This is a genomic window from Arthrobacter sp. Hor0625 (genome assembly GCF_052567525.1).
The window spans coordinates 2,355,429-2,368,302 of record NZ_CP199586.1; the positions used below are offsets into that span (position 1 = coordinate 2,355,429).

The window sequence follows — 12,874 nt, forward strand, 5'->3', positions numbered from 1 at the left end:
CATGAGCCGTTTCCCGTGGAGCCGCAGGGTGTCCGCCGTCGCCTCCCTGGCCGACCAGAACCGCCGCAGGATCTTTGACTTCGTGGCCGCCGCGGACCGGGCGGTCGGCCGTGACGATACCGCCGAGGCCCTGGGGCTGGCGCGCAGCACGGCGTCGTTCCACCTGGACCGCCTGGTGGCGGACGGGTTGCTGACAGCGGACTTCCGCAAACTCGGCGACCGTTCCGGTCCCGGCTCGGGGCGGCCGGCCAAGCTCTACCGGGCGGCCGTCCAGGAGGTCTCGGCGTCGGTACCGGAACGCAGTTACGACCTCGCCGCGGAGTTGCTGGTCGCTGCCGTGGAAGAAAGCGCCGCCGGCGGCGGCCCGGTGGGGGACGCGCTGCTGCGGGTGGCCCGCGCGCGGGGCCGGGACGCCGCGGAAGCCGCCGGCGGAACCGGGTTCGCCGGTCTGCTTACCGCCGAGGGATACCGGCCGGTGGACGACGGCGAGGGCGGGCTGGCGCTGCTCAATTGCCCGTTCCACCGGGTGGCCCAGGGCCATGCCGGAACCGTGTGCGCCATGAACGGCGCCTTCCTGGCCGGCGCCGCCGAGGGCTGCGGCGAGGACACCGGCCGGGTGCAGGCGCTCGACATCGCCGCCCTGCGGTCCCGGGGGGAAGCCGGCCCGGCTCAGTGCTGCGCGCGGATCAGGCCGGCGCAGGTCTCGGCTGCCCCCTGAGGCCGGTCAGCAGGACCCCGGCGACCACCAGGATCCCGCCCACCACCTGCACCGGAGTCAGCGGCGTGCCCAGCGCCAGCGTGATCGCCGCCGTGAAGACCACCATCAGGTTCAGGTAGTTCCCCGCGGTCCCCGGCGGTGTGGTCTTGAGTGCCAGGTTCCAGAACAGGTAGGCACCCAGCGAGGGGAACAAGGCGATGTAGCCCAGTGACCAGGCCTCGGCCGGGGTGTCGGGAAGCCGCGCATGCTGGACGAGCGCGAGGGGTGCCAATGTCACGGTGGCCATGGCCACCTGCACCGCGGTGGCGGCAATCGGCGGGACCCCCAGCCGTCGGGCAATGATCGTATAGCCGCCCCAGACGATGATCGCGCCGATCATCAGCAGCTCGCCGGTGTTGATCGAAAGGGTGGCCACCCGCTGCAGGTCGCCGCGGGTCAGGACCAGCAGGACGCCCAACAGGCCCAGGCCGATGCCCAGCCAGCCCAGCCGCGTCGTTCGTTCGCCGAGCAGGACGATGGCCATCACCACGATCAGGGCAGGGTTGGCCGCCGTGATCAGCGAGGCGTTCATGGCGGAGGTGTACCCCAGCGCCGAGTAGAGGAGCAGGGTGTAGCCGCTCATTCCCAGTGCGCTGAGCAGCAGCAGCACCGGCCAGCGGCGCAGGACCGCCCGCCAGTCCGGCTTCTCGACGAAGTGGGCCAGTACAAGCAGCGGCACCGCCGCCAGCGTCCAGCGCCAGAACGTCAGGTCCAGCGGCGTCATCGAGGCCACTGCGGCCTGGCCGACGACGAAATTTCCGGACCAGAACAAGGTCGCCAGAACAAGGTACAGGGGCGCTTTCACCGCTCGAATGTACACCAGCATGCGGCTGCTTCCGCCTGCTGCGGCAGGGCGGAGGTCCGTGCCGCCACGGTAGAATTGGTCCGTGCCTGTATACCTTGACCATGCCGCGACCACGCCGCTCGCCGCGGAGGCGCTGGCAGCCCTGACCCGGGAACTGTCCCGCACCGGCAACCCGTCCTCGCTGCACGGGTCCGGACGCCGGGCCCGCCGGACGGTCGAGGATGCCCGGGAGACGCTTGCGGCGGCCGCCGGGGCGCATCCCTCGGAGGTCATTTTCACGTCCGGCGGCACGGAGGCGGACAACCTGGCCGTCAAGGGCCTGTACTGGGCCCGCCGGGCAGCCGATCCGCGCCGGACCCGCATCCTGTGCACCGCCGTCGAACACCATGCCGTGCTGGACACCGTCGAATGGCTGGAACGGCACGAAGGCGCGGAGGTCCGCTGGCTGCCCGTGGACGCCGACGGCCTGCTGGACCTCGCCGCCCTGAAGGCCGAACTCGCCGACGATCCCGAGTCGATCGCCCTGGTCACCGTCATGTGGGCCAACAACGAAGTCGGCACCATCCAGCCGGTCGCCGACGTCGTGGCGCTGGCGCACGCCGCAGGGGTGCCGGTGCACTCCGACGCGGTCCAGGCCTTCGGCTCCGTGCCGGTGGACTTCCGCGGAACCGGCCTGGACGCCATGTCCGTCTCGGGCCACAAGATCGGCGGGCCGGTCGGTGTGGGGGCGCTCCTGCTGGGCCGTGCCGTGGCGCTGACCCCGGTCCTGCACGGCGGGGGACAGGAACGCGACGTGCGCTCCGGCACCCTGGATACCGCCTCGATCGCCGCCTTCGCCGCGGCTGCGCAGGCCGCCACCGCCAACCTGGCGGCGGAATCCGCGCGCCTTTCCGCGCTGCGGGACCGGCTGATCGACGGCGTCCGCGCCGCCGTCCCGGAAGCCGTGCTCCGCGGCGCCCCCGGCGCCGGCCGGCTGCCCGGCAACGCGCACTTCACCTTCCCCGGCTGCGAGGGCGACTCGCTGCTGTTCCTGCTGGACCTCACCGGGGTGGAGTCCTCTACCGGATCCGCCTGCACCGCCGGCGTGCCGCGCCCCTCGCACGTGCTGCTCGCCATGGGCCTGGACGAGGACACGGCCAGGGGTGCCCAGCGCTTCACCCTCGGCCACGCGTCCACCGAGGGCGACGTCGACGCGCTGCTGGCGGCCCTGCCGGGCGCCTACGCCCGGGCCCGCCAGGCCGGCATGGCCGGTCACGAATCCAGCATCCAGACCGCAGGCACCGTGGCCCGCCAGTCCGCCCGGGGCTAGGCATCCCGCCGCCGCGGGCCGGCGCTTTTTTGGGGTAGCATTCGGCGCGGCGATAGACTGGTACGGCGGGCGTGTGCTAGCCGCCGCCCGCGTCCCCCCGTTCCCTGGAGAAAGCCAGCATGCGAGTTCTAGCAGCCATGAGCGGCGGCGTCGATTCCGCCGTCGCCGCAGCACGCGCCGTCGAGGCGGGCCACGACGTCGTCGGGGTCCACTTGGCCCTGTCCCGCATGCCCGGCACGCTCCGGACCGGCAGCCGCGGCTGCTGCACCATCGAGGACTCGCGCGACGCCTGGCGTGCGTGCGATGTGCTCGGCATCCCGTACTACGTCTGGGACTTCTCCGAGCGGTTCAAGGAAGACGTCGTCCAGGACTTCATCGACGAGTACGCCGCCGGCCGCACGCCGAACCCCTGCATGCGCTGCAACGAGCGGATCAAGTTCGCTGCCCTGCTGGAGAAGGCGATCGCGCTCGGGTTCGACGCCGTCTGCACCGGCCACTATGCCAAGGTCATTACCGACGCCGACGGCAACCCGGAGCTGCACCGCGCCGCCGACTGGGCCAAGGACCAGAGCTACGTGCTCGGGGTCCTCACGCACGAACAGCTCCGCCACTCGATGTTCCCGCTCGCGGACACCCCGTCCAAGGCCGAGGTCCGGGCCGAGGCCGAGCGCCGCGGCCTGTCCGTGGCCAACAAGCCGGACAGCCACGACATCTGCTTCATCCCCGACGGCGACACCGCCGGCTGGCTGGCCGAGAAGATCGAGATGACCACCGGCGACATCGTGGACGAGTCCGGTGCCAAGGTCGGCGAGCACCCGGGAGCCAACGCCTTCACCGTCGGCCAGCGCCGCGGGCTGAAGCTGGGCACCCCGGCGGCCGACGGCAAGCCGCGCTTCGTGCTGGAAATCCGGCCCAAGGAAAACAAGGTCGTGGTGGGCCCGGAGGCGCTGCTGGCCATCGACGAGATCCGCGGCATTAAGGTCTCTTGGGCCGGGCTCCCGATCGCGGAGATTGCCACCGGCGCCGAGTTCGACTGCCATGCCCAGGTCCGCGCCCACGGCGACCCGGTGCCGGCGACCGCCCGCATGGATCACGCCGCGGGTTCGGGCGAGCTTGTGGTCACGCTGGTGGAGCCGCTGCGCGGGGTCGCCCCGGGCCAGACCGTGGTGCTCTACCAGGGCAGCCGGGTCCTGGGCCAGGCCACCATCGACGCCGCACGCTCGCTGCAGCGCGCCGCGCTCTAACCGAAGCCCTAAGCGCGCCGCGCTCTAACTGCGCCGCGCCCGGACTGCGTCCCTGCGCCGACGTCCCTGCGCCGACGTCCCTGCGCCGGTGTCCGTCGCGCGCAGGAGGCCCCCGAGCCACCCGAGGCCACCGGACATGCCCATCCCTAGGCGCCCGCACCGGACATGCCCGTCATTGGAGGCCTGCACCGGACATGCCCATTCCGCGGCCAGCCCGGCCGTTGAGCATGCGCTTTCTTGAGGGCCGCGGCTGGGCATTTCAGGATTGTGCCCAGTGGCTGAGCTGGGGGATGGACATGTCCGTTTACAGTCGGGGCGAAGATGCGGGTTCCGTAGGGCCCCGAAGCGCGCCGGGGGCTGTTCCTGCCTGTTGGCCCGGTGGCCGCGCGGAAGCCAGGGCCGCCGCGGCAAAACCATCACCGCCGCCGGACATGCCCGTCCTTGAAGGCCGGCGGCGGACATGCCCATTCCTCGGCCCGCCCTGCCGCTGAGCATGCCCGTTCCTGAGGGCCACGGCTGGGCATTTCAGGATCATGCCCACTGGCCGGTCCGGGGGACGGGCATGTCCGTCGCCGATGCCGGGGGTGGGCACGTCCGCTCTGAGATGCCGTGCGGCCACCCCCGGACGCAGTCGGCGGACCCGCCAGCCCCGGGTTAAAACGCCGGAGAACGGCCCCTGCTGCCGAAGAATGCGATAACTTCCTCCGCGTCGTGTAAATTTTGTGTCTCAACTCACAGGATTCGACGATTCTGCCCCGGGTCTTCTGGTTGAATCTAGGAATCAGGACAGTGGGCTCCCAACGAGTCAAGCTACTTCGGGCTGCGCACTAGTACTCATCGAACAGAAAGTTCACAGATGGCAATGAACAACAAGGCCCTGCGGAGCGCCATCGCGCTCGCCGGGGTTTCCGCCTTTGCATTGACGGCCTGCACCGGCCCTTCCGGCGGCGGAACCGCTTCCGGCAGCGCCGCAGGCGGAGGCACCATCACCTACGGCACCACGGACAAGGTTGTCACCCTTGACCCGGCCGGCTCCTACGATGCCGGCTCGTTCATGGTGATGAACCAGATCTACCCGTTCCTGATGAACTCGAAGCCCGGAACGGCCGACTCCACCCCGGACATCGCCGAGTCCGCATCGTTCACCAGCCCGACGGAATACACCGTCAAGCTCAAGCCCGGCCTGAAGTTCGCCAACGGCCACGCGCTGACGTCCTCCGACGTGAAGTTCTCGATCGACCGCATCGTCAAGATCAACGATGACAACGGCCCGGCCTCCCTGCTGGGCAACCTCGCCTCCGTGGAAGTCAAGGACGACTCCACCGTGGTCTTCAAGCTCAAGGAAGGCAACGACCAGGTCTTCCCTGGCGTGCTCGCCGCCAACGCCGGTCCGATCATCGACGAAGAGGTCTTCGCCGCGGACAAGCTGATGAGCGACGACGACATCGTCAAGGGCAAGCCCTTCGCCGGCCAGTACACGATCGAGAGCTACAAGAAGAACGAGCTCGTCAGCCTCAAGGCCAACCCTGACTACCAGGGCCTGCTCGGCAAGCCGGCCAACGACAGCGCCACGATCAAGTACTACGCGGACTCGAACAACCTGAAGCTGGACGTCCAGCAGGGCAACATCGACGTCGCCGGCCGCAGCCTCACCGCCACCGACGCCGCCGATCTCGAGAAGGACTCCAAGGTCAAGGTCCACAAGGGCCCGGGCGGCGAGCTGCGCTACATCGTCTTCAACTTCGACACGATGCCGTTCGGCGCCAAGACTGCCGACGCCGACGCGAAGAAGGCGCTCGCCGTCCGCCAGGCCATGGCCAACGTCGTCGACCGTGACGCGATCGCCAGCCAGGTCTACAAGGGCACCTACCTGCCCGCCTACTCCGTGGTCCCCGACGGCTTCGTCGGCGCCATCACGCCGCTGAAGGAAATGTACGGCGACGGCAGCGGCAAGCCCAGCCTCGACAAGGCCAAGAAGGCCTTCAGCGACGCCGGCGTCACCGCCCCCGTCACCCTGAAGCTGCAGTACAACCCGGACCACTACGGCAAGTCCTCCGGCGACGAGTACGCCATGATCAAGGAACAGCTCGAAAAGTCCGGCCTGTTCAAAGTCGACCTGCAGTCCACCGAGTGGGTCACCTACTCCAAGGACCGCACCGCCGACGTCTACCCCGTCTACCAGCTCGGCTGGTTCCCGGATTACTCCGACGCCGACAACTACCTGACCCCGTTCTTCATCCCGGGCAACTTCCTGAAGAACCACTACGAGAACCCCACCGTGACCGACCTGATCAAGAAGCAGCTCACCACGGTGGACAAGACCGAGCGCGAGAAGCTGCTTGGCGAGGCCCAGACCGCCGTCGCCAAGGACCTCTCCACGCTGCCGCTGTTGCAGGGCGCCCAGCTCATGGTCGCCGGCAAGGACGTCCAGGGTGTCGAAAAGACCCTCGACGCGTCCTTCAAGACCCGTCTTGGTGTGATTTCCAAGTAGGTCCAATCCCCATCCGGTCCTGACCAGCCAAGGAGGCGGGGCGCCCGCGCGGCGTCCCGCCTTTCTTGCGGGTAGCGGGACAACCGATTCCGGAAGCCCACGAAGCCGACGGAAGCACAACTTTAGGTACCAATGACAACACTTATTGAGGCGCCGCCCAGCGACGCCGACGGCCTATTGCCGACCAAGAAAAAGGCGTCCGGTGGGGGACTGGGCCAGTACATCCTGATCAGGTTCCTGCTGATCTTCCCGACCATCTTCATCCTGGTCACGCTCGTGTTCTTCCTGATGCGGATCACCGGCGACCCCATCACCGCGGCCCTCGGCGGCCGGCTCCCTCCGGAGCAGCTGGCCGAACGCATCCACGCCGCCGGCTACGACCGGCCGATCTTCGTGCAGTACTTCGAGTACCTCGGGCAGCTCATCACCGGCAATTTCGGCACCACGCTCTCGGACAACCGCCCGGTCTCCGAAATGCTCACCACCTACGGTGCGGCCACCCTGGAACTGTCCATCAATGCGCTGATCGTGGCACTGCTGGTGGGCATCCCGCTGGGCATGATCGCCGCGCACCGCCGCGACAAGGCCGCCGACGCCGTGCTGCGGATCTTCGCGATCCTCTGCTACGCCACGCCCGTCTTCTTCGCCGGCCTGCTGCTGAAGCTGACCTTCGCCGTCTGGCTGGGCTGGCTGCCGGTTGCCGGCCGGGCCAAGACCTCCACGGAACTGGCCCTCACCGCGCTGCAGGCACCCACCGGCATTTACTGGCTGGACTCCCTGCGCAGCGGCAACATGGCCGCACTCGGCGACGTCTTCGCGCACGCGGTGCTTCCCGCGGTCGCCCTGGGCCTGCTGACCGCCGGTATCTTCCTGCGCCTGGTCCGCACCAACGTGATTGGCACCCTCGGCAAGGACTACGTGGAGGCAGGACGCTCCCGCGGCGTCAGCGAATTCCGCCTGGTCACCAAGCACGCCTACAAGCCGGCCCTCATCCCCATCATCACCGTCATGGGGCTGCAGATCGCGGTCATGCTCGGCGGCGCCGTGCTGACCGAGACCACCTTTGAATGGAAAGGCCTCGGCTTCCAGCTGGCGACCTACCTGACGGCCCGCGACTTCGTGGCCGTGCAGGGCATCGTCGTGCTCCTCGCCGTCATCGTGGCCGTGACCAACTTCATCGTGGACATCGTCGCCGCGCTGATCGACCCCCGCGTGAGGTACTGACATGAGCATCGAACCAACCATCGCCGCCGAGAGCCGCCGGGACCCGTGGTTCCGCAGGCTCCCGGTCATTTCCCACTTCAACAAGAGCGTCGGGCTCCAGCGCGGCATGCTCGTCACCGGGCTGGTCCTCACCGGCCTGTTCCTGCTCACCGCGATTTTCGCTCCGCTGATCGCGCCGTTCGGGTTCTCCCAGATCTCCGACGCCGACGGCAACTTCCCGGCGCAGCAGGCACCCGGCGGCAAGCACCTGCTGGGCACCACCGTGGGCGGTTACGACGTGTTCTCCCGCGTGGTGTGGGGTGCGCAGACCGCCGTCCTGGTGATCATCGTGGCCGTGATCATGTCGATCTTCATCGGCGTCATCCTGGGCCTGGTCAGCGGCTACATCGGCGGCTGGCTGGACCGGATCCTCGTGGTCGTCGCCGACGCCGTGTACGCGTTCCCGTCCCTGCTGGTGGCCATCGTGATGGCCATCGTCATCAGCGGCGGCCGTTCCTCCCTGTGGGGCGGCATCCTGGCCGCGGCGATCTCCATCACGGTGGTCTTCATCCCGCAGTACTTCCGCGTCATCCGCGCCGAAACCATCCGGCTCAAGGCCGAGCCGTTCGTCGAGTCGGCCAAGGTGGTGGGCGCGTCCAACATCCGGATCATGACCCGGCACATCTACCGGAACGCCACCCGCACGCTGCCGCTGATCTTCACGCTGAACGCCTCCGAGGCGATCCTCACCCTCGCGGGACTGGGCTTCCTCGGCTTCGGCATCGAGCCGACGTCGGCCGCCGAGTGGGGCTTCGACCTGAACAAGGCGCTGGCGGACACCACCTCCGGCATCTGGTGGACCGGCGTGTTCCCGGGCCTGGCCATCGTCCTCACCGTCGTGGGCCTGACCCTGGTCGGCGAGAGCATCAACGACCTCAACGACCCGCGGCTGCGCGGCCGCAAGAAAGCGGCCCCCGGCAAAACCGGGCCCGGCACCGCCGGCAGCCAGGCGCCGGTCTCAGCAGAAGTGAGCAGTTCATGAGCACCAATATCGGTTCAGTTTCCGACCAGCAGCCCCGCAGCGCCGGGCCTGTGCTGGACATCGACCACCTGAAAGTCACCTTCGCCACCGACGCCGGGGACGTCTACGCGGTCAAGGACGTCAGCCTGGAGGTCAATCCCGGCGAGGTCGTCGCGATCGTCGGCGAATCCGGCTCCGGCAAGACCGTGACCGCCAAGACCATCCTGGGCCTGCTGCCCGAGACGGCCATCAGCTCCGGGGCGGTGCTGATCAACGGCAACAACGTGATCAGCGTCAGCGCCTCGAAGCTCCGGGAAATCCGCGGCCGCGACGTGGCCATGGTCTTCCAGGAACCGTCCACGGCGCTCAACCCGGTCTTCACCGTGGGCTGGCAGATCGCCGAGGGCATCCGCGCCCACGCCGCGCACGGCGGCGCCGGCAAGGTCAGCGCCAAGGAAGCCAAGGCCCGTGCGGTGGAGGCCCTCCGCAAGGTCGGCATCCCGGACCCGGAAACGCGGGTCAACTACTACCCGCACCAGTTCTCCGGCGGGCAGAAGCAGCGCGTCGTCATCGCGGCCGCGCTGGCGCTGAACCCAGGGCTGATTGTCGCCGACGAGCCGACCACCGCCCTGGACGTCACTGTGCAGGCGGAGATCCTGGACCTGCTCCGCGGCCTGCGGGACCAGTTCGGCACCTCGATCGTGCTGATCACGCACAACATGGGCGTCGTGGCCGACCTCGCCGACCGCGTCGTTGTGATGTACCAGGGCGACGTCGTCGAGGAGGCCAGCGCCAAGGTGCTGTTCGCCGAACCGAAACAGGACTACACGAAGAAACTCCTCGCCGCGGTCCCGCACCTGGGACGGAACTCGGCTTCGGCGGGCATGGCCGAACGCGCCCACCAGGGCGGGAAGGTGCTGGTCGAGGCGAAGAACCTCACCATCGAGTACCCCGGCCGGCTGGGCAGCCCGGCGTTCAAGGCCGTCGACGGGGTCAGCTTCACCCTCTCCGAGGGCGAGGTGTTCGGCCTGGTCGGCGAATCGGGGTCCGGCAAGACCACGATCGGCCGCGCCATCGCGGGCCTGAACAAGACCACCGGCGGCAGCCTGAAGGTGCTCGACTACGAGATGCTCAACCTCAAGGAGCGCACCTTCAAGCCGCTGCGCAAGCAGATCGGCTTCGTGTTCCAGGACCCGGCGGCGTCGTTCAACCCGCAGCTGACCATCGGTGAATGCATCGCCGAACCCCTGGTCATCCACGGCAACCCGACCCCGGCGCAGGCGCGCCAGCGGACCCGGGAGCTGCTCGAATCGGTGCAGCTGCCGGCGTCGTACGCCGAGCGCTTCCCGCACGAACTCTCCGGCGGTCAGCGCCAGCGCGCCTCGCTGGCCCGGGCCCTGATCCTGAACCCGAAGCTGCTGATCGCCGACGAACCGACGTCGGCGCTGGACGTTTCGGTGCAGGCCAAGGTGCTGGAGCTGTTCAAGGAGATCCAGGCCGAGTTCGGGTTCGCGTGCCTCTTCATCAGCCACGACCTGGCCGTGGTGGACATCCTCTCGCACTGGGTGGGCGTCCTGTACAAGGGCAGGATGGTCGAGCAGGGCCTGGGCAACCAGGTCATGGGAAACCCGCAGCACGACTACACGAAGAAGCTCATCGCCTCCCTGCCGGTTCCCGACCCGGACGAGCAGGCCAAACGCCGAGAGGCGTTCCGCGCGGTGCTTGGCGCGTAGCCGCCGCACCGGCACGAACCCGGTGGCTGGGCCCGCCGTCCGCTGCGAACCACTCGCAGCGGACGGCGGGCCCGGCCGCTTAACACCCGGGGGATTTCGGCCCCGGACCCCTAAACTGGACCAATGACCGAGCAGAGCCAGAACCTCCCCGACGCCGACAGCTACGACCCCACCGCCAGTTCCCTGGCCGGGCAGGTTGATCCCGCGGTGATGGCGGAACTGCTCTCGATCCGGTCCAGCATCGACAACATCGACGCCACCCTGGTCTTCCTCCTCGCCGAGCGGTTCAAGGCGACGCAGAAGGTCGGGTTCCTCAAGGCCGCGCACAAGCTGCCCGCCGGTGACCCCGGCCGGGAAACCGCCCAGATCGCCCGCCTCCGCCGGCTCGCGGCCGAAGCCCACCTGGACCCGGCGTTCGCCGAAAAGTTCCTGAACTTCATCATCGGCGAGGTCATCCGCCACCACGAGGCGATCGCCGAAGACCACGAAGCGTCCGCGCAGCGGACCACGGCTGCCACGGCTGCCGCGGACCCGGCCGTCGCCGCCGAGGCCTAGCCGTGCCTGATCTGCCCGGCCAGGTCACCGCCACCGCGCTGGGCCCGTGGCCCGGCGAGGACCCGGTGGAGGCCGGCCGCATCATCCGCGGTGAGCTCGGCAGCCCGCACCTGCCCTTCCTGGCCGAGCTCCCGGGCCGGGGCGTCGGCTCGGACGCCCTGGGCCGCACGGCTTCGCTGCTCGAAGGCCTCGCCGCCGACGTCCAGCCCTACGGCTGGCGGCTCGTGGACCGGCCGGGCAAGGACTACCTGCGCGCCCGCTCCGCGCTCTCCACAGACCTGAACATCCTGGCCGATCTGATCGGAGCGGAGGAGGCCCCGGCCCCGGAGATCAAGGTCCAGCTGCGCGGACCGCTCAGCCTCGCCGCCGGACTGCACCTGCATCACGGCGAACGCGCGCTGATCGACCACGGCGCCCGCCGGGACCTCGCGGCATCGCTTGCCGCCGGGATGGATGACTTCCTCCGCCGGGTGTCCGGCGCGGCGCCGGGGGCCCGGATCACGGTGCAGCTCGACGAACCCGACATCGCCGCCGTCCTGGCCGGGACCATCCCCACCTCCAGCGGCTACCGCACCCTGCGCGCGGTGGCAGGGTCGGAGGCCACCGAGTCCTGGCGGCTCGTCGTCGACGCCCTGCGTGCGGCGGGCGCGGCGGAGATTGTCATTGCCGTGCCCGAGGTGGAAGCACCCTTCGAGCGGATCCTCGCCGCCGGAGCGGACGGGATCGCGGTCCCGCTGCGGGCGCTGACCTCACGCCAGTGGGAACACCTCGCCGCCGCGGTGGAAGCCGGTAAGCGCCTCTGGGCAGGGGTGCTGCCGGTCGACGAACCCGCCGCGGCGCTGCCGCGGGTGCCCGAAGCGGTCGAGGCTCTCTGGCGCCCGTGGCGCCAGCTTGGACTTCCGGCCACCGCGCTCGGCGCGGTCCGCGTCACCCCCGCCGGCGGCCTCGCGGGGTACACCCCGGCATCGGCGACGGCGGTGCTGGGCCGGCTGACACAGGTGGCGGACGGGCTGAACCAGCTCGCGCTCGGCTAGACCCGGGCCTCCCAGCGGTCCGGCCGGGCCGCGGCGGGCAGGTGCCCCGGCGCCGTCGTCCCGCCCGGGTACGGCTCCAGGCGGTAGTCGAAGTGTCCCGCGTAGACCAGCACGAGGCCGAGCTGCGGCTGGATCACCTTGACCTGGATCCGGTGCCGGCCTTCCTCCGGGACCCACCACTGCTCCGCATACGCCTTGGCATCCAACGGTCCCGGCAACGGAATCCGCAAGGGCCCCAGGAGCAGCCGCGACGCCTCGGACACCCCGCGCAGCCTGCCTTCCGGTGTCACGGCCAGGTTCAGGTCGGTGACCAGCCGGCGGTACCTGCCGACATAGTCGACCAGCCGCGGAGCGCCACCGGTGGCATCCAGGCTGGTGGTGTCGGAGAAGATCCTGGTGGTGCCCGGAAAGAAGATCTCCCGCCGGGCGGTCAGGCTGGACCGTCCGAACGGGTCAAGGTGGGCGTGGTTCTCAATCCGGAACCTGATGCCTTCGCCGTACTCCGGGAAGAACGCCTCCTCGCCGGTCGCCAGCCGCAGCAACGGGCGCAGCCAGCGCTGCCGGCAGCCGACGACGTCGAAGATGCCCTCGCCGACGCCGAAGTGCCCGGATCCCGGCGCGAGCGAGAAGTACTCCTGGAGCTCCGGCTGCAGCCGGGCAAAGTCGGGCCCGAGGCCGGTCCGGTAGATGGGGTCGTAGCTGGTCACGGCATCCTCCTGGGG

At 69.5% G+C, this 12,874-nt stretch carries 11 protein-coding genes; 9 read left to right on the forward strand and 2 right to left on the reverse strand.

Going from position 1 to position 12,874, the window contains the following annotated elements; translation table 11 throughout:
* Window position 1 precedes the first annotated feature (1 nt).
* Window positions 2-718, forward strand: coding sequence for a helix-turn-helix transcriptional regulator (locus ACTWLI_RS10900; RefSeq protein ID WP_445153877.1), 717 nt, complete (start codon window positions 2-4; stop codon window positions 716-718).
* On the opposite strand, the gene ACTWLI_RS10905 is transcribed toward ACTWLI_RS10900, so the two are convergent.
* Window positions 687-1,562, reverse strand: coding sequence for a DMT family transporter (locus ACTWLI_RS10905; RefSeq protein WP_445153878.1), 876 nt, complete (start codon window positions 1,560-1,562; stop codon window positions 687-689). The two genes, ACTWLI_RS10900 and ACTWLI_RS10905, sit on opposite strands and share 32 nt — an antisense overlap.
* An 82-nt stretch (window positions 1,563-1,644) precedes the next feature.
* Between ACTWLI_RS10905 and ACTWLI_RS10910 the strand changes: the two genes are divergently transcribed.
* The 8 genes from ACTWLI_RS10910 (at window position 1,645) to ACTWLI_RS10945 (ending at window position 12,152) form a co-directional block, all read left to right on the forward strand.
* Window positions 1,645-2,871 carry a cysteine desulfurase family protein gene (locus tag ACTWLI_RS10910; RefSeq protein WP_445153879.1) on the forward strand — a complete coding sequence of 409 codons (1,227 nt, stop codon included), beginning with the start codon at window positions 1,645-1,647 and terminating at the stop codon, window positions 2,869-2,871.
* Between the two features lie 119 nt (window positions 2,872-2,990).
* On the forward strand, window positions 2,991-4,115 hold the full coding sequence (gene mnmA, locus ACTWLI_RS10915; protein WP_445153880.1) for a tRNA 2-thiouridine(34) synthase MnmA: 1,125 nt from the start codon (window positions 2,991-2,993) through the stop codon (window positions 4,113-4,115).
* 856 nt (window positions 4,116-4,971) lie between these two features.
* On the forward strand, window positions 4,972-6,606 hold the full coding sequence (locus ACTWLI_RS10920; RefSeq protein WP_445153881.1) for an ABC transporter substrate-binding protein: 1,635 nt from the start codon (window positions 4,972-4,974) through the stop codon (window positions 6,604-6,606).
* A gap of 132 nt (window positions 6,607-6,738) precedes the next feature.
* Entirely contained in the window at window positions 6,739-7,830 is a 1,092-nt protein-coding gene (locus ACTWLI_RS10925) for an ABC transporter permease (protein WP_445153882.1), read from the forward strand.
* A gap of 1 nt (window position 7,831) precedes the next feature.
* Window positions 7,832-8,851 (forward strand): ABC transporter permease, encoded by a 1,020-nt coding sequence (locus ACTWLI_RS10930; RefSeq protein ID WP_445153883.1) that lies wholly within the window; start codon window positions 7,832-7,834, stop codon window positions 8,849-8,851.
* Window positions 8,848-10,563: an ABC transporter ATP-binding protein gene (locus ACTWLI_RS10935; RefSeq protein ID WP_445153884.1), complete on the forward strand. Its 1,716-nt coding sequence runs from the start codon at window positions 8,848-8,850 to the stop codon at window positions 10,561-10,563. Before ACTWLI_RS10930 ends, ACTWLI_RS10935 begins: the two co-directional genes overlap by 4 nt.
* Before the next feature lie 123 nt (window positions 10,564-10,686).
* Window positions 10,687-11,118, forward strand: coding sequence for a chorismate mutase (locus ACTWLI_RS10940; RefSeq protein ID WP_445153885.1), 432 nt, complete (start codon window positions 10,687-10,689; stop codon window positions 11,116-11,118).
* A gap of 2 nt (window positions 11,119-11,120) precedes the next feature.
* Window positions 11,121-12,152, forward strand: coding sequence for a hypothetical protein (locus ACTWLI_RS10945; protein ID WP_445153886.1), 1,032 nt, complete (start codon window positions 11,121-11,123; stop codon window positions 12,150-12,152).
* On the opposite strand, the gene ACTWLI_RS10950 is transcribed toward ACTWLI_RS10945, so the two are convergent.
* On the reverse strand, window positions 12,149-12,859 hold the full coding sequence (locus tag ACTWLI_RS10950) for a DUF4166 domain-containing protein (RefSeq protein WP_445153887.1): 711 nt from the start codon (window positions 12,857-12,859) through the stop codon (window positions 12,149-12,151). The genes ACTWLI_RS10945 and ACTWLI_RS10950 overlap by 4 nt on opposite strands.
* Window positions 12,860-12,874: the final 15 nt, after the last annotated feature.